Origin of the sequence: Lysinibacillus zambalensis (assembly GCF_040183165.1) — a bacterium.
In the GTDB taxonomy this organism is placed as follows: domain Bacteria; phylum Bacillota; class Bacilli; order Bacillales_A; family Planococcaceae; genus Lysinibacillus; species Lysinibacillus zambalensis.
The window spans coordinates 1-21,737 of the sequence record NZ_JBEGDG010000025.1; the positions used below are offsets into that span (position 1 = coordinate 1).

The 21,737-nt window shown below is 37.9% G+C and carries 21 protein-coding genes, 8 tRNA genes and 1 rRNA gene; 1 reads left to right on the plus strand and 29 read right to left on the minus strand.

Annotation, left to right across the window (positions count from 1 at the left end; genetic code table 11):
• The 21 genes from ABNX05_RS22210 to acpS form a co-directional block, all read right to left on the minus strand.
• A 16S ribosomal RNA gene (locus ABNX05_RS22210) occupies positions 1-152 on the minus strand; the annotation flags it as partial.
• A gap of 201 nt (positions 153-353) precedes the next feature.
• Positions 354-427: transfer RNA gene (locus ABNX05_RS22215), tRNA-Gly, on the minus strand.
• Positions 428-451: 24 nt separating this feature from the next.
• Positions 452-528 (minus strand) — tRNA-Arg (locus ABNX05_RS22220).
• A 20-nt stretch (positions 529-548) separates the two neighbouring features.
• Positions 549-634, minus strand: a tRNA-Leu gene (locus tag ABNX05_RS22225).
• Between the two features lie 66 nt (positions 635-700).
• A tRNA-Lys gene (locus tag ABNX05_RS22230) sits at positions 701-773 on the minus strand.
• 15 nt (positions 774-788) lie between these two features.
• Positions 789-863, minus strand: a tRNA-Gln gene (locus ABNX05_RS22235).
• A 5-nt stretch (positions 864-868) separates the two neighbouring features.
• Positions 869-944, minus strand: a tRNA-Asp gene (locus ABNX05_RS22240).
• Between the two features lie 36 nt (positions 945-980).
• Positions 981-1,052, minus strand: a tRNA-Glu gene (locus ABNX05_RS22245).
• Position 1,053: 1 nt separating this feature from the next.
• Positions 1,054-1,130: transfer RNA gene (locus tag ABNX05_RS22250), tRNA-Asn, on the minus strand.
• A 90-nt stretch (positions 1,131-1,220) separates the two neighbouring features.
• A complete protein-coding gene (locus ABNX05_RS22255) occupies positions 1,221-1,682 on the minus strand; it encodes a SprT family protein (RefSeq protein ID WP_349661704.1) in 462 nt (153 codons plus the stop codon).
• A 403-nt stretch (positions 1,683-2,085) separates the two neighbouring features.
• On the minus strand, positions 2,086-4,260 hold the full coding sequence (locus tag ABNX05_RS22260) for a Tex family protein (protein ID WP_349661705.1): 2,175 nt from the start codon (positions 4,258-4,260) through the stop codon (positions 2,086-2,088).
• Positions 4,261-4,453: 193 nt separating this feature from the next.
• Positions 4,454-5,239: an RNA polymerase sigma factor SigB gene (gene sigB, locus ABNX05_RS22265; protein ID WP_349661706.1), complete on the minus strand. Its 786-nt coding sequence runs from the start codon at positions 5,237-5,239 to the stop codon at positions 4,454-4,456.
• Positions 5,217-5,687, minus strand: a complete 471-nt coding sequence (gene rsbW, locus ABNX05_RS22270) for an anti-sigma B factor RsbW (protein WP_079562545.1) — start codon at positions 5,685-5,687, stop codon at positions 5,217-5,219. The genes sigB and rsbW overlap by 23 nt, the downstream gene beginning before the upstream one ends.
• On the minus strand, positions 5,684-6,019 hold the full coding sequence (locus ABNX05_RS22275) for an STAS domain-containing protein (RefSeq protein WP_079562544.1): 336 nt from the start codon (positions 6,017-6,019) through the stop codon (positions 5,684-5,686). Before ABNX05_RS22275 ends, rsbW begins: the two co-directional genes overlap by 4 nt.
• Positions 6,020-6,090: 71 nt before the next feature.
• Positions 6,091-7,086: a PP2C family protein-serine/threonine phosphatase gene (locus tag ABNX05_RS22280; protein WP_349661707.1), complete on the minus strand. Its 996-nt coding sequence runs from the start codon at positions 7,084-7,086 to the stop codon at positions 6,091-6,093.
• A 12-nt stretch (positions 7,087-7,098) separates the two neighbouring features.
• The gene (locus ABNX05_RS22285) at positions 7,099-7,500 is read right to left on the minus strand and encodes an anti-sigma regulatory factor (protein WP_349661708.1); all 402 of its coding nucleotides are present in this window, start codon (positions 7,498-7,500) and stop codon (positions 7,099-7,101) included.
• Between the two features lie 496 nt (positions 7,501-7,996).
• Positions 7,997-8,347 carry a type II toxin-antitoxin system PemK/MazF family toxin gene (locus ABNX05_RS22290; RefSeq protein WP_049663446.1) on the minus strand — a complete coding sequence of 117 codons (351 nt, stop codon included), beginning with the start codon at positions 8,345-8,347 and terminating at the stop codon, positions 7,997-7,999.
• A gap of 4 nt (positions 8,348-8,351) precedes the next feature.
• Complete coding sequence (locus tag ABNX05_RS22295; protein ID WP_170939000.1) at positions 8,352-8,639, minus strand: hypothetical protein; 288 nt, start codon at positions 8,637-8,639, stop codon at positions 8,352-8,354.
• 297 nt (positions 8,640-8,936) lie between these two features.
• Positions 8,937-10,058, minus strand: coding sequence for an alanine racemase (alr, locus tag ABNX05_RS22300; protein WP_349661709.1), 1,122 nt, complete (start codon positions 10,056-10,058; stop codon positions 8,937-8,939).
• Positions 10,059-10,278: 220 nt separating this feature from the next.
• Positions 10,279-11,385: a LolA family protein gene (locus ABNX05_RS22305; RefSeq protein ID WP_349661746.1), complete on the minus strand. Its 1,107-nt coding sequence runs from the start codon at positions 11,383-11,385 to the stop codon at positions 10,279-10,281.
• Positions 11,386-11,663: 278 nt separating this feature from the next.
• Positions 11,664-12,017: a holo-ACP synthase gene (gene acpS, locus ABNX05_RS22310; RefSeq protein WP_079562539.1), complete on the minus strand. Its 354-nt coding sequence runs from the start codon at positions 12,015-12,017 to the stop codon at positions 11,664-11,666.
• A gap of 64 nt (positions 12,018-12,081) precedes the next feature.
• Here acpS and ABNX05_RS22315 point away from each other — a divergent pair, with 64 nt between their 5' ends.
• Complete coding sequence (locus ABNX05_RS22315) at positions 12,082-12,702, plus strand: rhomboid family intramembrane serine protease (protein ID WP_349661710.1); 621 nt, start codon at positions 12,082-12,084, stop codon at positions 12,700-12,702.
• A gap of 3 nt (positions 12,703-12,705) precedes the next feature.
• Here the strand turns inward: ABNX05_RS22315 and ABNX05_RS22320 are convergent, their stop codons facing one another.
• The 8 genes from ABNX05_RS22320 to ABNX05_RS22355 form a co-directional block, all read right to left on the minus strand.
• Positions 12,706-12,897 carry a hypothetical protein gene (locus ABNX05_RS22320; protein WP_349661711.1) on the minus strand — a complete coding sequence of 64 codons (192 nt, stop codon included), beginning with the start codon at positions 12,895-12,897 and terminating at the stop codon, positions 12,706-12,708.
• 343 nt (positions 12,898-13,240) lie between these two features.
• Positions 13,241-14,722 carry a PH domain-containing protein gene (locus ABNX05_RS22325; protein ID WP_349661747.1) on the minus strand — a complete coding sequence of 494 codons (1,482 nt, stop codon included), beginning with the start codon at positions 14,720-14,722 and terminating at the stop codon, positions 13,241-13,243.
• Positions 14,715-15,194 (minus strand): PH domain-containing protein, encoded by a 480-nt coding sequence (locus ABNX05_RS22330; protein ID WP_349661712.1) that lies wholly within the window; start codon positions 15,192-15,194, stop codon positions 14,715-14,717. The genes ABNX05_RS22325 and ABNX05_RS22330 overlap by 8 nt, the downstream gene beginning before the upstream one ends.
• Positions 15,195-15,384: 190 nt before the next feature.
• Positions 15,385-16,908 carry a degradosome RNA helicase CshA gene (cshA, locus tag ABNX05_RS22335; RefSeq protein ID WP_349661713.1) on the minus strand — a complete coding sequence of 508 codons (1,524 nt, stop codon included), beginning with the start codon at positions 16,906-16,908 and terminating at the stop codon, positions 15,385-15,387.
• Positions 16,909-17,259: 351 nt separating this feature from the next.
• Entirely contained in the window at positions 17,260-17,952 is a 693-nt protein-coding gene (locus ABNX05_RS22340; RefSeq protein WP_349661714.1) for an alpha/beta hydrolase, read from the minus strand.
• Positions 17,953-18,040: 88 nt separating this feature from the next.
• Positions 18,041-19,408: a UDP-N-acetylmuramoyl-tripeptide--D-alanyl-D-alanine ligase gene (locus tag ABNX05_RS22345; protein WP_349661715.1), complete on the minus strand. Its 1,368-nt coding sequence runs from the start codon at positions 19,406-19,408 to the stop codon at positions 18,041-18,043.
• Between the two features lie 11 nt (positions 19,409-19,419).
• Entirely contained in the window at positions 19,420-20,499 is a 1,080-nt protein-coding gene (locus tag ABNX05_RS22350) for a D-alanine--D-alanine ligase (RefSeq protein WP_349661716.1), read from the minus strand.
• Between the two features lie 401 nt (positions 20,500-20,900).
• Positions 20,901-21,656 carry a hypothetical protein gene (locus ABNX05_RS22355; RefSeq protein ID WP_349661748.1) on the minus strand — a complete coding sequence of 252 codons (756 nt, stop codon included), beginning with the start codon at positions 21,654-21,656 and terminating at the stop codon, positions 20,901-20,903.
• Between the last annotated feature and the right edge of the window lie 81 nt (positions 21,657-21,737).

Consider the following 21,737-nt stretch of genomic DNA (forward strand, 5'->3'; position numbering starts at 1 on the left):
GTTATCCCAAACTATAAGGTAGGTTGCCCACGTGTTACTCACCCGTCCGCCGCTAACGTCAAAGGAGCAAGCTCCTTCTCTGTTCGCTCGACTTGCATGTATTAGGCACGCCGCCAGCGTTCGTCCTGAGCCAGGATCAAACTCTCCATAAAAAGAAATTTGATAAGCTCAAATTGTTTTGCTGGCATCATGTTTGATGTCCAAAATTTTTTTTCGTTCACTAACTCAAGGTTAGCTACTAAAAACTTTATTGATTACGTTTTGTTTGTTCAGTTTTCAAGGTTCATAACGTCGCCTCTAAGCGACAACTTCTACATCATACTATACAAAAATATGAATGTCAATAAGTTTTTTGGAGCGGGTGATGAGAATCGAACTCACGACATCAGCTTGGAAGGCTGAGGTTTTACCATTAAACTACACCCGCGATATGAATAATATTTATTTAAAATGGCGCGCCCGACAGGAGTCGAACCCATAACCTTCTGATCCGTAGTCAGACGCTCTATCCAATTGAGCTACGGGCGCATATGTTTGATAAATTGACTTGGTGCGGCCGAGAGGACTTGAACCTCCACGGGGTTGCCCCCACTAGGCCCTCAACCTAGCGCGTCTGCCGTTCCGCCACGACCGCATTCGATTAGTAACTTTCTCATTGTACTACGATAATCTGAAAAGTCAACTTTTTTTCTTAAAGAGATGAGCCATGAAGGACTCGAACCTTCGACCCTCTGATTAAAAGTCAGATGCTCTACCAACTGAGCTAATGGCTCGTATTAAGAAATGAATGGCTGGGGTACTAGGATTCGAACCTAGGCATGACGGAATCAAAATCCGTTGCCTTACCGCTTGGCTATACCCCAATAAGTGGCGGTCCCGACCGGGATCGAACCGGCGATCTCCTGCGTGACAGGCAGGCATGTTAACCGCTACACCACGGGACCAATGTTACTATATTTTCATGAATTAAAATAATGAAATGACCCCTACGGGATTCGAACCCGTGTTACCGCCGTGAAAGGGCGGTGTCTTAACCACTTGACCAAGGGGCCATGGCTCCGAAGGCAGGACTCGAACCTGCGACAACCTGATTAACAGTCAGGTGCTACTACCAACTGAGCTACTTCGGAATAATTCACATGTTTTGTCGTCGTTATCTTGTCGACTTTTACTATTATAGGGACATCTGCAGTAAACGTCAACCCTTTTTTATTATTTTTTTATTCTATTAGTTTCAAACGCCCTAAACACTTGCTACAGCAGTATTTCTCCACATTCATTCTAATTTTTCTTACATAAGATTGTTGGCATTTTACACATGTATATGTATACAGTCGACGTTGTTTTTTGGAAGCTGTCTTAGGGACTTGTAATACTGCACAAAAACGAGGAGCATTCACTTTTACTAATAGCTCTCGAAAATCTTTATCTCGATGCTGATACCCTTTGCCTTCCAAATGTAAATGATAATGACATAATTCGTGTCGAACTATCCCTTCTACTTCACTAATACCATACAATTCATATGCTTTTGGGTTAACTTCAATATTATGCGATTGTAAAAGATAACGTCCACCTGTTGAACGTAACCTTGAATTAAAATATGCTCGATGCATAAACGGCTTCTGGAAACTATCTAATGATATTCGACTAACAAGATGTTGAAGTTCCTCATTGTTCATATCTATATCACCTCTAACAACAAGAATACCACACTGTATAGTATAGACAGTGTGGTAAATTTTATCCCGCTATAACGGGCAGTAATTCATATGTTTCGAAACATAGCATTAAGTACAAACATAGCAAGGGCTAGAAATTTTGGTGGGAGATTAACTGCCCATAATAGCCCGATTGGTGAAGACTAATAATCAGCGAGGATGAAGAGAATCCTCGCTGATTATAGTTTCACTTTATCCCGCTATAACGGGCAGTAATTCATATGTTTCGAAACATAGCATTAAGTACAAACATAGCAAGGGCTAGAAATTTTGGTGGGAGATTAACTGCCCGTAATAGCCCGATTGGTGAAGACTAATAATCAGCGAGGATGAAAGAATCCTCGCTGATTATAGTTTCACTTAATTACGCTTCGATAGTTTGATCTTTAGGAGGCAGCATCGTTAATGATATGCGCCCTTTATTGACATCTATTTGTTCTACCCAAACCGTCACAATATCACCGAGTGCAACAACCTCTAATGGATGTTTAATACGTTTTTTTTGTAATTTAGAAATATGCACAAGCCCGTCCTGCTTCACTCCAATATCTACAAATGCTCCGAAATCAACTACATTTCTCACTGTACCTTGTAATTCCATCCCAACTTGTAAATCTTCCATTTTCAATACATCTGTTTTCAGTAAAGGCTGAGGGAATGCATCACGTGGATCGCGGCTTGGCTTCATTAATGTATCCACAATATCCTTTATTGTGATTACTCCAACATCTAAAATGCCACTTAATTTTTCTTGATCTAGTTTTGCAATGGCTTCCTCGGCCTTTTGCGTCCCTAGCTCTTTTTTATCAATTTGTACAACCTCTAAAATCTGCTCTGCTACACTATAGCTTTCAGGGTGAATGCCCGTAGCATCGAATGCATTTTTGGCTCCTGGCACACGTAAGAAACCTATTGCTTGTTCATACGTTTTGGCACCAAGTCGTGGAATTTTCTTTAGTTGAGCACGAGTAGTAAATTGTCCATTTTCCTCTCGCACCTTCACGATATTCTCCGCAACCGTTTTAGATAATCCAGAAACATATTGTAGTAAAGAAGCTGAGGCTGTATTAACATCAACACCAACTTGGTTTACAGCCGTCTCTACTATAAATGTTAAGGACTCATTCAATTTCTTTTGAGAGACATCATGCTGATATTGGCCTACCCCAACAGCTTTTGGCTCAATTTTCACTAACTCCGACAGCGGATCTTGCAAGCGGCGTGCAATAGAAACGGCACTACGCTGTTCTACCTGTAAATCCGGAAACTCTGTACGGGCAACTTCGGATGCTGAATAAACAGAAGCTCCCGCTTCATTGACGATCACATAGGCAATATCTGTTTCAAGTTCATTCAATACATCAGCTATAAATTGTTCTGTTTCGCGTGAGGCAGTACCATTACCAATAGCAATTATAGTAATTGGGTATTTTGCTAAAATTTCTTTCACAGCTGCTTTTGATTTTCCTACATCTGGTTTTGGTGGATGTGGATAAATGGCTGTAACCTCAAGCATTTTCCCAGTTTCATCTACAACAGCTAGCTTACAGCCTGTACGGTACGCTGGATCAACTCCTAATACATACTTCCCTTTCATTGGAGGCTGTAATAATAGATTACGTAAGTTCTCAGAGAAAATATGAATAGCCTGCATCTCTGCTTTTTCTGTTAATTCATTTCGTAACTCTCGTTCTATAGAAGGCTGAATTAGACGCTTGTACGAATCCTCGATCGCTAGCTTTACTTCTGGAATTGCTGGAGAGGAACCTGTAGCCGGAATCCACTCCTTCCACATAATCATCAATACTCGATCTATAGGTACTTGAATTGCTACTTTTAAGATTTCTTCTTTCTCACCACGATTTACAGCTAAAATACGGTGTGGGACAATACGATTTACAGGTTCTTCATATTCATAATACATTTCAAACACGTTTTTTTCGTCTGCATCTGCATCCTTCACACTTGTAGCGAGTACTCCATCTTTCCATGAATACGTACGAATTTTTTCACGGATTGCCGCGTCATCAGCAAAGCGCTCTGCCAAAATATCCCGTGCCCCAGCTAATGCATCCTCTACATTAGCAACTTTCTCCTCATCTACGAAGGGCATTGCTAATTTCTCTAAAGCATCATTACGATACTCTAATAGAAGATCTGCAAGAGGTTCTAACCCTTTCTCTTTAGCTATTGTCGCCTTTGTTCGGCGTTTTTGTTTATACGGTCTATATAAATCCTCTACACGTTGTAAAACAGTTGCTGCTTGAATCGCTTTTTCTAATTCAGGCGTTAGTTTATCTTGTTCCTGAATTAATCGTATAACCTCTTCTTTGCGTTGCTCAAGCTGCTGTATGTAGTGATATCGATCCTCCACAGCTTTAATCTGCACTTCATCAAGGGACCCAGTAGCTTCTTTTCGATAACGTGCAATGAACGGCACGGTATTTCCTTCTTCTAATAATTTAATAACAGCCTCAGCTTGACCCGGCTTAACAGCTACATCCTTTGCAATGAGCTGTAACATTTGCTTTTGTTCCACATCATCACTACCTTTTTTCTTTTCATTTTACCATTACACTTTACTAAAAATGCAAAAAAATAGTCTACTCTAACAGAAGAGTAAACTATTTTATTCAATACGAAGAGACTGTTTTCGCTAGCACTTCCTGCAAAGCTCTTGCTATTGCTTGTATTTGCAACAACAACAGGAAAGCCCCTCCCGCTAAAAATTTTTAAAGCGAGACACCATCTCTTACTAAGATAGCTTCTTGTAATTTTTTTATTGCCTTCCTTTGTATTCTAGATACATGCATTTGAGAAACCCCTAATCGTTCCCCAACTTCTTTTTGAGTGAGTTGCTCTAAATATGTAAGCTGAATGATTTGTCTTTCTCTCTCATCTAAAATACTCATTGCTTCAGAAACAACCATTCTTTTATTCGTCATTTCATAGCCGTCATCTTCTTTACCCATAATATCAAATAACGTTACTGTACTACCGTCAGAATCCGACTCTATTGAATGATCCATAGAAAGAGCATGGTAACTACGGCTCATCTCCATAGCCTCTAACACTTCTTCTTCTTCTACTTCTAATTGATCCGCAATTTCCTTAATAGACGGAGAACGTTGCAACTCAACTGTCAACGCTTCAACTGTTGTTTTAATTCGTGGTCCTAATTCTTTTATCCGTCTTGGCACATGAACATCCCAAGTCTTATCACGTAAAAAGCGCTTAATTTCTCCAACAATCGTTGGAACAGCAAATGCTTCAAAACTTCGACCAACATCAGGATTAAAACGTCTTATTGCACCTAGCAACCCCAGCATACCTACTTGAGTAATATCATCATAACTAGATTTACCATTCGAATATTTACGTGCAATGGATTCTACTAAATATCGATAATGAATCACTAAATTTGTTTGAGCTTCATCATCTTCCGTTGATTGGTACAGTGCAATCCACCTTAGTATATCTTCCTTAGACGAAGATTTAGGTAGTGATTCTTTCGACATTTTTCTCCACCTGCTCTCTAGCGACATACTTAGTCATGAAAACAGTTACGCCACCATCGTTATTTATCATCACCTCATCCATCAAAGTTTCCATTAAATAAAGCCCTAAACCACCTTCGCGAAGACCTGCAATACTCTCTTCAGGATGATACGGACCGATTTTCGATTTTATCTCCTCAAAATTAAAACTATTACCGTAATCTGCAATCATCATTTCTAGTTTATTTTCATACAAAGCGCATCCAATGACGATTTCTCCCTCTTCTTCGTCCTTATATGCATGATGTACAACATTTGTTACCGCTTCACTTGCAGCAATTTTCAAATCTTCAATATCATCGTAATTAAATCCAACTCGACTAGCTAAGCCAGAAACCGTCAATCGAATCACACTGACAAATTGCGGTTTTGCAGGAACCCTTATCTCAATATAATCAAATTCCTTCATTTTCGTAATTCCACCTTTTTATCAGTCTCAATATCCATTAAATCGCTTAAACCAGTAATTTCAAACAACCTTTGTAATCTATTCGATAAACCAACTAATTTAACTTTACCATTTTCGCGTAGCGTTCTTTTATAAAAGGCTACAAAGATACCTAGCCCTGTACTATCCATATAATTAACTTTTGATAAATTTAGTACTATTTCTAATCCCTCAGTAATTTTCACTGCCTCTAATTCTTCCCTGAGTCCTGAAGCAGTAAAAGTATCTATTTCACCCTCTACAAATCCGTATAGTTTATTATCAAGTTCTTTAAAGTGTATCGCCATGTCCATACAGCATACCTCCACCAATTTGTTAGACTAATTTTCTATTCCCGTAATTATTAAAAGTCAAACCTAAAAAACTATTTTTTTATAATTGCAATTGTAAAATCATCTGATAGTTTAAAATCCTGCATTTTTTCAATTTGCTTATAAAGAAGATTACATAATTCTTGGGCTGACAAGTATTTATTTTCAAATATTAATGATGTAATGACCTCTCGTGCATTCAATTCATCCTGCAATCTGAATTCAGTAACACCATCCGTCATCATGATTACGATGTCGTTTTCTTCCAAAGTAATTTCGTTATAAGAATATTTCGTTTCTGGCAACACCCCTAATAATAATCCCGTTGATTCCAAAGGGATAAATTGATCACGCATAGCACTGTAATGAAGAGCTGGCTCGTGACCTGCAGAAGCATAAGAAAAAGTGCTTTTTCGCAAATCCAAACAACCGTAGAACATAGACACAAACATACTGTCGTCTACACTCTTTTCAATTACTCGATTAATGACCTCTAATACATATGAAGGATCTCTATATGCATAATCCAATGCTTCTAAACCATATTTTACCATAGACATGCATAATGCGGCTGGAACACCTTTACCTACCACATCTGTCACAGCTACACTCAAATAATCATCTCGATTATATAAAAAATGGACATAATCCCCATTCATTTTCCGGATTGGAATAGATATCATTCCTATATCGATATTTAAAAGTTGTGGTACCTCTGTTTTAAGTAATGTACTCTGGATACTTGTAGCAATTTTCATTTCTATCTCATACTCAGCCTGTTTTTGTAATAAGCTTTGGTGCTCCCTATGAGCCATTCCATAATGCACCATCACTTCGATAAGAAAATCATATGCAAGCTGTTCTTCACTCATTCTACGTGGAAAAAGCTTTTCAACTGCGTTTTTATGAATACTTACAACATCCTCTGGAGATATATTATTTTGGATTAACTGACGAGTGAAATTTTGAGCAATATACAAATTCTTTTCAGTTTGATCAGTCATATAATCTGACAAAATCTTTTTATATTGAGATTCTAATCGATCCAACAACTCCACATCCTAACGCAGCCATTTTTCAGCTCTTATCATTGTTCCTTCACCAATAACCGATTGAATATTCATACTGTCCATCAATCGATTAACGCCTGGTAAACCTGCACCTAGCCCCCCTGAAGTAGAGTAACCATCCTCCATCACTTTCCGAACATCCTCTATTCCTGGTCCTTGATCCGTTGCAATAACAATTATTTTTTTCTCTGTGTCTGACTCAAATTTTTCAATTTCAATGACACCTATACTTGCATATAAATATATGTTTCTAGCTAGTTCGCTTATAGCTGTGGTGATTCGAGCCTGATCAACAGTGTCAAATCCAAGCGCTTTTGCTTCGTCACGCCCCAGTTGTCTTGCTGCTACTATATCCCACTCAGTAATAATCTCAACCGAAGACTTAATTGTCACTGCTGTCCCCCCAATTCCTTTCGGAGTTATACTCTTACACTTTTTTGACCCACTTAACTAAATACTTTAAATATTTTAATTATATTAAAGATTTTACCTCAGCGAAATGGTTGCTGTCGCTAAGTTTGTATTTCACAGAAAAAATTTTATTGCTGCAGTTTTACTTTCGCACAGATAAACACTTGTTGCTGTCGCTTCGCTTTCGCACAGATAAACACTTGTTGCTGCCGCTTCGCTTTCGCCAGGAAAACACTTGTTGCTGTCGCTTCGCTTTCGCACAGATAAACACTTGTTGCTGAATGAAGGTGAAATTCTATGTATATTTCCTTAAACCTCTCAATGCTTTTTCAAAAATCGATGCTAATTTTATATCTTGAATATACCTCAAATTTATAAGCACCATTTTTGAATAGCGATTTTAATAAGTATTTTAGGGGAACAATACAAAAAAGCATCGAGATGAAAACATCTCGATGCCGCTATACACATATGTATATCAAAATTTAACAAGCCCTAAACTAATCATCAATGCACCATCAACTTTCTCCATCAACGCATGGTCAAGTTGTGTAATACGATCCGTCAATCTTGACTTATCAATCGTCCGCACTTGCTCGAGCAGAATAACCGAGTCACGTTCAAAACCATACTTTTCAGCATTAATTTCGACGTGCGTCGGTAATTTTGCTTTCTGAATCTGTGCAGTAATAGCTGCGATGATGACAGTCGGACTAAATCGATTTCCAATATCATTTTGAATAATCAGCACCGGCCTAGTGCCCCCTTGCTCGGACCCAACTACCGGCGATAAATCTGCAAAAAAAACGTCACCACGTTTTACATTCAAAGTGTCATCCCCCGCTAACGAGACGCTCCACTGTATGTTGTGCTTCATATTCTGCATGCAAGCATTCACTTGCAATACTCAGATTTATATGAGACATTTCAACATATCCTTTCATCATAGCTTCCCGTATTTGATTTGGTTGCTCCTGCATTAAAACTTTGCGCGACAAAATACGCGCAAAAGATTCACTCTCAATTACTTCCTTTGTTTGTAGAAATAGTCTGTCTTGAACAGCAATTGTAGCTTCTCTTAACTTTTTCTCGTACACAGCAAGCACCTCCAACGGAACCATCCACTTTTCATTACTACCCATTCTACCATTGAAAGATATCGTTGAAAAGACACGAAATGACAAAATATCTGACAATTTAAAGTCCAAGTTGTAAAAATATGTAGGTTGTCGAAGGTAAATGCCGATTTATTCACCTTGCAATATGTCACAAATTATGATTGGCTCATCTACCCGGTAATTTAACAAATTGATTAGTAAGTAGTTATTCACCAGGTTGTTTAGTTGCTCCGATAAAAAATTCATTTGTCCTAAAATCATTTATGCCTCGGCATGATTGATCCCGATTTTAATTTAGAGTTAAATGTATAATCTAGGAACCCTCGCTGTAATAATGCATGGTACTTCATAATTAATGGTTTCAAGCTTCGCTGCCCATTCATTCATTGAAATAACATCCTGTCCTTGATGACCAATGAGTGTTACTTTCTCACCTATAGCATATGCTTTTGGCAAGGCAACCATACATTGGTCCATACAAATTCGTCCGACAATCTGCATTCTTTGACCATCAATTAGTACTTCTTGTCCGCCTAATTTACGAATCACTCCGTCAGCATAGCCTATTGGTATCGTTCCAATCCACATATCCGCTGGTGCCGTAAAAGTAGCGCCATAGCCTACTGAATCACCTGCTTGTAACTGTTTTACATGAACAAGCTCACTCTCAAGTGAAAACGCTGGCTGTAACGAAAATGGTAAAATACCTTCTACATAAGGCGATGGTGATAATCCATACATTGAAATACCATATCTGACAGCGTCAAATTGTAAATGTGTATCTTTCACTAATGATGTAGCTGTATTTGATGCATGAACAAGTCTAGGCTTTTCAGGCAATACTGACACACATCTCTCAAAAAATTGCACTTGTCTATCGAAGTAAGAGGCATCTTCTTCATCTGCAGTCGCAAAATGTGTAAATATCCCATCAAGCTCTACATTTATTGTATTCTTTATTGTTTGATATAGTTCCAATAATTCTTGTTCTGAACGAACGCCAATTCTGCCCATTCCACTATCTACTTTTATATGTAGTCGTAAAGGGTTTACTTCATTAGCTATGAACGGAGCAGCTTGCTGTACCCATTCACTAGCAAACGCCGTAAGAATTATGCGCTGCTTGGCAGCGTATGGCACAAACGAAATTGGAGAGGCACCTAATAATAGTATGTCCGGTTCTTCAAAATGCGCTCGAATATGTAATGCTTCATCAGGCGTTGCCACAGCAAGTATTGTTGCCCCTGCCTCGAGTGCCGCTTTTGCAACGGCTAAATCTCCATGACCGTATGCATTTGCTTTTACGACAGCTATAATTTGAACATTAGGTTGAAGTAGCTTTTTCAAATTTTTTACGTTTTTTCGAATTGCTTGTAAGTCTACAATTGCTTTGGTTGGTCTAAAATACTGCTGTATCTCCATTAGAATACCCTCTTTATATTTTTATTAAACAATATGTATTGATTAAATCACTTTTGCTCTACAGTTTTACCATAAGTTATTCTATTTTAGACTAATTTTCTACATAACTTTTATCATATATGACTTAACACTTTCTAAACAGTGTTAATATTCATCAAAACTGCACTATTTTTCTTAATAAGCTACAGCTTTCCATTTAGAAAAGCTGTAGCTGGAGTAATTATTTCATACTACCTATCGTCATAGAAGTGGCAACTTGCACCATTTCTTCACGAGTCAATTTACTAGATGCTACAAAGAATTCGACGCCATCCTTTTCCCAGCTAATAGATGTATCTGTAATAGCTCCAATTGTAAAGCCTAAATCTACAGGATCACCAGGCGATGATACTGGCAACATTGAAGTCTGTTTCGTAACTGGTTGTTGCATAACTGTAAATGGCTTGTCACCGTCGAATGTTAAGATAACACGTTCCATGCCACCCTCTTGCATGACTTTCTCATCCACCATCTTTGTATTTCCTAAACTCACAACAGGGTAATGTGTTTGGAACTTTGTATTTTCGGCTTCTGCACTTACTGCTTGTTCCCCATCATTTCCATCCGGATTATTATTGCTCTCTTTATCGCCTTTATCCTTTTCTTCCTTATTATCTTTTTCTGGCGATGTAGCGTTTTCCCCTTTTGGTTCATCCTTTTCTGTAAATTGCTCAACCGCATATTCTTTAGCCGCATGTTGAACACCTAATTTAATATTTTTAAATGTGATACGAATTTGCTCTTCTTTTACATCATTCATAATTACTACGGAAGTTGGAAGCATTGTTTTCTTATCGACTGTTATTACTTGATGAGGCATACTATTTTTATAGCTATTTCTAGTAGCCGCTTCAAATATATATGCTTTGTCCTCTTCTTTCATGACTAAATTTTTATCTTGAGCTAAATCTTCTGCTAGTGCACCTATTAAATAGGCCTGACTATTTTTCTTTGGCCAATCACTTTGGAATTTATACATTTTGTTTAATGTAGGTGTAACAACAAAAACGCCATCTGCATTTCGCACTATCATTTGTGAAACATCTTTCCCACTTTCTACAACTTCCACTCGATAGAAATCAGGTTTCGTATGCCAAACAGTTACATCATATTTTTTTGGATCCCCACCAGATTTAATCTCCATCGTAGCATTTAACTCATAACCATTGGTCTCTGCCCATTTCCCATTAACTTTCTTCAACACTTTTTCCTGTGAGTCTGTACCACATGCCGATAGAAGTAATATCGTACAAAGTAAGACGAGCCATTTAACTATTCGGTTGCCCACGCTTTCACCCTTTCCTTCTTTCAAATCCACTACGACAATATATGAACCGTATTTGTCAGTTATGTCATTTGAACATGGGCAATATATTTATCTTCACTCAGAAATTTATTTACTTTTTAATAGCTATCACGATAGAGTAGTTGATTTTTGCTCCGACTAGGCACTTTCCTAGAGCGGCAGTCGGGACGGAAATCAACTTATAGAATTAATAAATGCCTTCCGCACCTTTTAATAATGAGCCCTTTTACTTTATATGGTGAAAGATTGTTTTACATTTTTTATTGTAATAATATTACTTGTGCTGCTGCGTATTGTTTTGAGTGTGTTATGCTTACAAATCCATTTACAAGCTCTCCTTTAAAATATAAAACAGGATTACCAGCTTCCCCTCTTAAAACTTCAACATCATGAAGCTTACATTCTTCACCAATACCAGTTCCTAACGCCTTCGAAAATGCTTCTTTTACAGCAAATCGTCCGGCCAAAAATTCTATTCTACGAGTTTCTGTATGTGCATCAAACAAAACTCTTTCCCTTTCAGATAAAATGCGGTCTTTAAATTTATTTGTTCTCCCCATTGCTTTAATAATACGGTCAATTTCTACAATATCGAGACCAATTCCTTTAATCATTTGAACTTCTCCTTTTCCTATTTCTAAAAAGCCATGTATAATGATTGTAAATTGAGGTGGAGTTATGTTTAGTAGAACAGAAAATTTCAAGCAATATACAAAGTATTATCCTATTGTTTCAACATTAATAGCGGTTAATTTAATTATTTATGTAATAACTATTTTACCTGAAATAGGTGACCAAGTACTGAATTACGGAATCCAAGTGAACTTCCTTGTTCAAACAGGTGAATGGTGGCGTGTTTTTTCGGCAATGTTTTTACACGCTGATTTTTTGCACGTTTTCTTTAATATGTTTTCACTGTATTTATTCGGACCAGAGCTTGAAAAAATTGCAGGTAAGGCGCGTTTTATTACAATCTATTTATTGTCCGGTATTGTAGGCGACATGGCAACCTATCTTCTATATGATAGTAGCTATGCAAGTCTCGGTGCAAGTGGAGCTGTTTTTGGAATATTTGGTGCCTTCGGAGCACTTGTCTACTACACACGCCGTACAATGCCGATGCTTCGAAAACTTATTTTACCAATCATTGTAATAAGTGTTATTATGACTTTTTTACAGCCGAATGTGAATGTCTATGCTCACTTGGGCGGTTTAGTAACAGGGTTCCTACTTGGACTCATCTACTTACACCCAAGAAGAATTTTAAGCTGGCGTAAACAAAAGATGGCGGGTAAGTAATAGTTACAAAGTGGAGCCATTCTCTGATGATAAGCTTTCATCGAGGATTGCTCCTTTTATTTTCACGCTAGTGTTATATTCTTTTTTCATTTTATCCCCAAATAAAACCGTATTAACACTTGTCCATTTATGCCCTAATTCGCTTGATGATGCCACTCCCGTAAACTTCCCCAATAGCCCCCGTTTGTAGGCCATTATTATTCACGTTTTGTTGCATTGTAGCTACATCCTCTACGCTTTCTATCACTCCCCCTTTTGTTTGATTAATTTTATTATAAACAGAATATTTGGAAATTTATAGGTAAAAAAGGATTATCATCATCATGTGTCCCTAACTTCCTTTTTGACTATGTACTTTTCTAAGAGCATGCGATTAGCCACTTGGATCAACACAATATTTTTGTGCGAAAGCGTAGTATAAACGTAGTAGCACGATATTTGTCACTCATTCGTATATTGTTGTTGTAATGTTTTAACAAATGATTCATAAAAAAAGCTAATCCCACATTAATTGTGAGGACTAGCCTTTTTCTCGCATTCAATGTTCGTACCAAGATACTATAGTTTCAGCATCCTGCTGCTCTAAATTTCGCACATTCCCTGTCATACCAGTCATGCCCGACATTACCGTTGCTTTTACAGACATAACATTCTTTCTTTTTTGGAAATACGTTTGGGTAGTCCCAATAGATTGAATTCGTTTTTTCTCCATAAAAAATGTAATACGACTGAACACACGATATTGCATAGTTAGTTGCTTTCCATCTATCATATAAGCAGCTGTTTTATGTTGCCAAATACCTATTAATATCGTTAATGGAATTAACAATAGCGAAAGCAGTCCGTACGGATAAAAGTAATAACTACATGCACCAATTATCGGTACAAGCCAAATGAAATCAATTCGGTAAAAAAATGGACGAGCTCGATTTGGCGAATAAATAAGTTCTGGTCGCCAATTTACATCCGGAAAGATCTGCTCTAACGTTTCCAAACAATCCTGCTTCTGAATAAGTGGGAACAACGCAATTTTTTTATCATTTCCCTCTCCACCATTTCCCCCAGCACTCTCAACAACAACCGTTGCAAAGCCAAATAATTGACGCAATGGATTTTCTACAATACGAATCGCCTGAATTCGATTTAACGGTAAAGTAATACGTTTTTTCTCCAGTAGCCCTTTTGTAATAATAAGTTTTTCATCTTCAGTTCGAACTGTATAATCATAATAATTGATCAATGTAATAATAAATGACACAAACCATGCCACAATTAGGCTGAATATCACTATTAGTGCAACTAAAAATGCACCAATTTTCGCAAAGTCAGCTAGCTCATTAAAAATTTCCTCATATGGGATTATATCTGAAAGCTGAGGGATAAATGCTGCTACCCCAGACAGAACGACCCCAATTCCGCCTGAAGTTATGGCTAATATAAGTAAATCACGTATCGACATATGATAAATCATCGGCGCTAATACTTCCTCGGTTAGCGATTGTTCATTACTCATCTGGTCATCATTCATCTGCTCATTGGCTTTGTTTTTCGTGTGACGCATTTCCAGCTCTATTGCATCTGCCGCTTCCTTTCTAATTGCCGTTAACTCTACCTCTGGCTTTCTATCCTTGCTTCCGGCAGTTTCAACTTGAACCTTCACTAGGCCAAATAGTCGATGAAAAATACCCTCATTGTAATTTAAGCTTTGAATACGTTCAAATGGGATGTAACGTTTCTTTTTAACGAACAAGCCATATTTTACACGTAATTCTCCATCTTCAAACCAATATACAAAGGTACGCCATTTAACAATGCCACTAACAAGCGCAAGTATAGCCCCTACTCCCCATATACCGAATAAGAAAACAGTTCTCCAAAAATTATCACTATGGAAATTAAACGAGAAGTTAAAACCATTCGTTATAATAATAACAATTAACGGGAAAATCATACTTTTTAATGCTTTTGCACTTGAAATAACAGCCGATACTGGGTGTAATCGATTAACTGCCTTAGACATCATCTTCCGCCACCCTTGCTAATTCCGATATACGTGCACGAAGTCCATCCGCCTCTTCCATTACAAGGGCTGGAATCGTATGTACAGTTGCCGCCGTTGATATTGAAATATTACCTAAACCATATTTTTTTAATATCGGTCCTTGCGTCGTATCAACATGTTGTACACGCACCATTGGGATAAGCGTACGTTTAACAACGAATAAACCATGTTGCACTTCAATCTCACTGTCACGCACCTCATAGCGCCAGCGTTCCCATCTTACTTTTGGAAATAGATAAGCAGATAGAATAGCACTAAGTATAACTACAACAACTGCAATGAAATAAATAAATGATGGCCATTCAAAATAATAAGTGCCATAGCATACTAAAGCCGCTATAATCAAAAGAAGTATCGTTTGCAATACACCATATAAACGCCACACTGTTAACCCTTTCCTAGAAATCTTATGAATTGGTTCTGATCTCAAAATCGATCCCTCTCTTTCCTTATTTATGTATACGTAACTAATTATCTTTTTGTTTCAAAGTTTTATCAATTTTACCTTGGCGTTCTCGTGCTGTCGCTTCGTATTTTAATATGGCCATCCGCTAAAAGAAGTTAAAAAAACCTTACAGCCACTTTGACTGTAAGGTTTTATCATTTTGATGAAGATAAAATTAATCTTCGTGACGACGTGGCGCACGTGAACGACCTTGTCCACCTTCACGGCGACCTCCATCACGGCGTCCGCCTTCTCGACGATCTCCGCCGCGTCCTCCACGACGATCTCCGCCACGTCCGCCATCACGACGTCCGTTAGAGCTACGGTTGCCACCGCGTCCACGATCTCCGCCACGATTGCCAGAACGCTCACGACGCATTGGTAATGGACGTTCTTCAGTAATTGTTACTGGCGAGTCATCTGGCTCTTTTGTTAATGAACGAATTGCTGCAGCTACGACATCGATTGCATCATGGTTTTCAAGTAATTCTGTAGCAAGTGTACGATAATCACCTAAGTCGTTGTTCGCAATAAGACCTTCAAGTGTCTCTACAGCTAAGCGTTGTTGACCAACTAAAGCTTCGTCAGTTGTTGGTGGACGAAGTGGTGTCATACGTTTTTTCGTTGTTTCTTCTACGATACGTAAGTAACCCATTTCGCGTGGCGTTACAAACGTTACCGCAAGACCTGATTTACCTGCACGGCCTGTACGACCAATACGGTGAACATAAGACTCAGGATCTTGAGGAATATCGAAGTTATAAACATGTGTTACACCAGAAATATCAAGCCCACGAGCAGCTACATCTGTTGCCACAAGAATATCAATTTTATTTTCTTTAAATTGACGTAATACTGAAATACGTTTTGCTTGGCTTAAATCACCGTGAATCCCTTCAGCAAGGTAACCACGAATTGATAACGCTTGTGCAAGCTCATCCACGCGGCGTTTTGTACGTCCAAAGATGATTGCAAGTTCTGGTTGGTGAACGTTTAATAAACGAGATAAAATATCGAACTTTTCACGCTCAGCAGACTTCACAAAATATTGATCGATGTTATCAACTGTTAATTCTTTTGCTTTAATTTTTACGATTTCTGGATCACGCATAAATGTTTCAGCAATTTTACGAATTGCTGGTGGCATTGTTGCTGAGAACAGCAATGTTTGACGTTCAGATGGGACGTTTTCTAAGATTGAATTAATATCATCAATAAAGCCCATGTTTAACATTTCATCTGCTTCATCAAGCACTAATGTTTGAACATCTTCTAATTTTAAAGTACGACGATTGATATGATCTATAATTCGGCCAGGTGTACCAACGATAATTTGTGGTTTATTTTTTAGCGCACGAATTTGACGGCCGATTTCCTGACCACCATAAACTGATAATAATTTCACACGTTTGTCATAACCAATTTTATAAAGCTCTTCAGAAACTTGAATTGCTAATTCACGAGTTGGAGCAATTACTAATGCTTGGATGTTAGGGTTTTTTGGGTCAATTTTTTCGATAAGTGGAATCCCGAAAGCGGCAGTTTTACCTGTACCTGTTTGCGCTTGACCTAATACGTCACGGCCTTCAATCGCAAAACGAATAGTACCTTCTTGGATTGGTGTTGCTTCTTCAAATCCCATACGCTTTACAGAACGTAATGTAGATTCGCTAATATTTAATTCTGAAAAATTTGTCAAACTTCTCAATCTCCTTTTTCTGCTTTTAAGTTGACAAATGGTTACATTTTCAGATGAAGTTGTCGGCAAATTCGAGCCTGTGTTGTGGAACGTTTCCGTTACTTAAAAATTTTCTCTATATGATGGTCACATAGAGCTCTCTTATATGAAAAGGAAAGCCCGGTCTTTACCGAGCGGTTTGATTCTGTCGTAATTATTCACTTTAGAATAAAACCGTTGTGTTCAAAAAAAAGTACTCTTCAATCAAATATGAAGAGTCTTCGCACAAAATGTATCCATTGCTTACACTAGTCTAACATGGGATTAAAACGTATGCAACGATAACGCATGAGTCGTAATAATCTGACTACTTTACGAACTCTTTAAAAATGACAAAACGTTAGAAAACCATTCAGAGCAATCTTCGCCATAACAAATATGATGCTTGCCAGTATCAGATAAATACAAGGTTTTTTCGTTTGAAGTTAATTGATCAAATAAAAAGCGAGCAGTATGATAGGGCACAATTCCATCTAATTTCCCTTGTACAATATACACCGGAATTTTAATATCTTTATAATACGGCTCCACCATTCGAACAAGCTTCATGAATTCTATCGTTGCGGATAGTGGCACATGATTAAACTTATGCCGGTATCGTAAAAACAGCTCATTATTAGACAAATTACGATGGTATGCCTCAGTTGCCAGCATTTTAAAATCTTTGACCAGTTGCTTCGGACTCACATATTTGGCAGCAGCGCTTAGTAATACGAGCTTTTTCACTTTATACCGCTTGGCTAAATAGAGCGCTATAATGCCCCCCATTGAAAATCCAACTACTATTACTTCATCTACTTTTTTGGCAAGAGCACGAAAAGCGAGCTCGGCATCCATTAACCAATGCTTAGCAGTGAAACCACGCATTTGTAATTCTTCTCCATGCCCTGACAAGGTAGGTTCTTCAATGAGCCAATTTGTATACGTTCGTAAATAGGTAGTAAAAGGTTCTACTTCATAAGGTCCTCCTGAAAATCCATGTATACATAACACACCTACTGACATTATTTTCACCTCTAAATGTGTAACTCATATAAGTCGATAAATGAAAGAAAGAATCGGTGAGAGAATGCCCCACCGACTCCTTGTTTTATCACTTCGTAAATGCACGTAAGATTGTTTCTAACTTCATACCACGAGAGCCTTTGAGTAAAACGATAGACTCCTCGTTAGCTTGCTGTAGTTTTTCGATAATTGGCGTATAAACATCCTCTGCATATAACAAATGGTCCTCATCAAATCGCTCTTTTAAAACATCATTTAAATAAGCCATTCGTGGGCCAAATAAACATACATAGTCGATTTCTTCTGCATGAATATCCTTCGATAAATCTTCATGGAAACGCTTTTCATTTGGTCCAAGTTCAAGCATATCACCTAGCACAAGCCATTTTTCTGGGCGAATCGTTGTCGATGCAACAAATTGAATAGCCGCCTTTACAGAAGTTGGTGCAGCATTGTAAGCATCATTAATAAATAATGCCCCATTTGATCCATTCACTTGCTGCATGCGCATATCCGTAAGAGTTACTTGTTTTAAGGATGCACGAATTTGGTCATCGTTTAAACCTAGCTGTTGTGAAATTAACATCGCGACTAATGTATTTTTCACTTGATGCTTCCCAAGAACTGAAATAAAGAAATCTCCTTCTATCACACCATGTGTAGAGAAGCTACTTCCATCAGCCGTTGCTTCAATATTGTCTGCATACAATAGATTGCCATGCTCTAGGCCAAATGCCACCGCTTTTAACTGCTGCTCTTTCGCAACTAACTCTTGTAGTAGCGGTTCATCTCCATCATAAAACAGCACTCCATCTGGTTGCATTCCCTGGATTATTTCAAATTTGGCTTTAGCGATTCCTGCACGTGAGCCTAAATCTTGCATATGAGCCTCGCCAATGTTTGTAATCACTGTCATATGTGGACGAGCAAGTTTCGTTAAAAACTCAATTTCACCAAAACCACTCATACCCATTTCAAGTACGGCAACATCAGTATCTTCATCTAGCTGTAATACCGTAATAGGTAAACCTAGCTCATTATTAAAATTCCCGATTGTCTTTTGTACTTTAAAAAATGGTGTTAGCGTTCCTGCTAAAATATCTTTCGTCGATGTTTTACCATTTGAACCAGTAATGCCAATAAACTTCGCCTTATGCTCACTGCGATAGGCACGTGCCATTTGCTGAAGCGCCACCTCTGGATCATCTACAAAGAGTAATGGCACACCTTGAGGTGGATTCGGTTCATCCTTCTGCCAAAGAGAAGCTCCTGCTCCTTTTTCAATAGCCTGCAGAACGAATTTATGACCATTGGCCTTTTCACCACGAAATGGAACAAACAAATCCCCTTGTTGAATTGTTCTAGTATCAATGGAAATTCCTGATACGACCGTGTCACCAAAAGCTGGTACTTCTTCATTTAACCATGTAGCTAACTGCTTTAATGTTTTTTTCACAATAATCCCACTCAGTCTTTTTTATAGTGAAGCTGTTGTTTTTCTTCAAAACGCTCAATTGCTAGAGTAATCAGACGATCAATAAGCTCTGGGTAACTTACATTTGTATGTTGCCAAAGAAGCGGATACATACTTACAGGTGTAAAACCTGGCATTGTATTCACTTCGTTAATATAAATGCTATTATCAGCCGTCACAAAAAAGTCCGCACGAACTAAACCGCTCCCATCAATAGCTTTGAACGCACGTTTAGCTAGCTCCTGTAAATTAGATACTGTATCCTCAGTAAGCTCTGCTGGGATAATAAGGACTGTCGAGCCATCTTTATATTTGGAGTCATAATCATAAAAGTCAGTGACTGGTTTAATTTCACCAGGTACAGAAACTTCCGGGAAGTCATTTCCTAGCACAGCAAGTTCAATTTCACGAGCGATTATACCTTGCTCAATTACAATTTTCCGATCATACTGTAAGGCTATTTCGATAGCCTTCACTAATTCATCGCGATTTGTTGCCTTGCTAATTCCAACACTTGATCCTAAGTTTGCAGGTTTCACAAACATCGGCCAATCCAGTTTTTCTTCGCAACGAGCGAGGATAGCCTCCTGTTCATTAGCCCATTCACTACGAATGAAATACGTATATGGAACTTGTGGTAAGCCGGCAATTTCAAATAATTGTTTCATAACTACTTTATCCATGCCAGTTGCTGATGCTAAAACACCATTTCCTACATAAGGTAGATTTAGAACCTCAAGTAAACCTTGAACAGTTCCATCTTCACCATTAGTACCGTGAAGCAATGGGAAAATTGCGTCAAATTGTACAGATTTACCATCTTTATCAATTAAAAAATCTGTAATGTTATTTTCTAAAATATTGGCATTATCACCAAATTGTAATTCTTCAATTGTACTTGCAGGTTTTTTTAGACGCTCACCTCGGCGCCATTCCCCTTCAAGGGTAATGAAAATCGGATATACTTCATACTCCTCGAAATTCAAAGCTCCCGTGACTGCACGTGCTGTCGATAATGACACCTCATGCTCGGCTGATTTTCCACCGTATAATAAACCGATTCTTTTTTTCATTCTTGTGCCCTCCACATACTTCTTGAGTACTATTAGTTTATCATGAAACGTCTTTATAAATGACATCAATTTCGCCTTGCCGTAATTGTAGCTGCCGCTTTGCTTTCGCTACATAAAACATCTGTAGCTGCCGCTTTGCTTTCGCTACATAAAACATCTGTAGCTGTCGCTACGCAAAACATCAAAACAATTACTGAATGACGTTAAAAATCTCACCGTAATTTTGACGGTGAGATTTAGTGTATATTCATTCTACGTACAAATGAATAGATCAATTATGCCTGGGCATAATTGCGTCAGGAATCAGCTTTGTGCTTAGGCCTGCGTGACGCAGGACAGTTAGCCGTTATCGCATGGATGCGATGATTTTAGGCTAACATCCTTTTATCCGCTGAAAGAAGTTAAATAATATAAATCAATTCATCGTGCTCATTTTTCAAAATTGTACTTTTTAAATCATCCCATACCTCATCCGGATAGGAATACTCTGACAGATTGCGAATTTCGATACCGTAAGCTACTTTAGGCTTTTCAATTCTATACAATGATAACAGTGCCCCATCTTTAGTAAAAGAACGATAGGCACGCAAAAATTCCGGTGAAATAGCAGGAATACTCGATTTCACCTTCCGTCGCCAAAAACCAGTGCTACGTTCCTTTTCACGAATCAAACTGTTCAAAACATTAGCAAGGAGTAAATCGGAATCACTTAAATGGCGAAAATAAACTTTAGTCATTTTCTCTAAATCTGAAGAATAATAGACAAATCGATTTTGTAATTTATTAAAAAATGGCGAAGTAATCGGTTCCTTTTTATGACTTATGTAAAGCAGCTCTCCTTGTTCCATCGGTGTTAGTTGGTCTAGCCTCTTCTCATCCATAAAGTCTATCCAACATAATTCTTTGGATTCTGTAGCTTTTTTTACAAACTGAGGTACTTCCTCTTCTGATATAAAATCGAACTGAGTATGCATATTAAAGGAACCATCTTCATAGGAATGTTTCAATAACAGTAAGTGATGCAGTGGTTCAAGTGCAGCCACAAATTGCGAGAATTTAAGCCCGCTAAAAACAACAAATTTATCGACCTCATTCATATGAACATATATATGATACATAAAATCGTCAGCTGACTTCAATTTTTTAGCCACAACCATCACCCCATTCTTCACTATATTATAAAACTAAACTTGAATTTTTTGAAACATTTTATGTTAATAATCGTCATAACAATATTC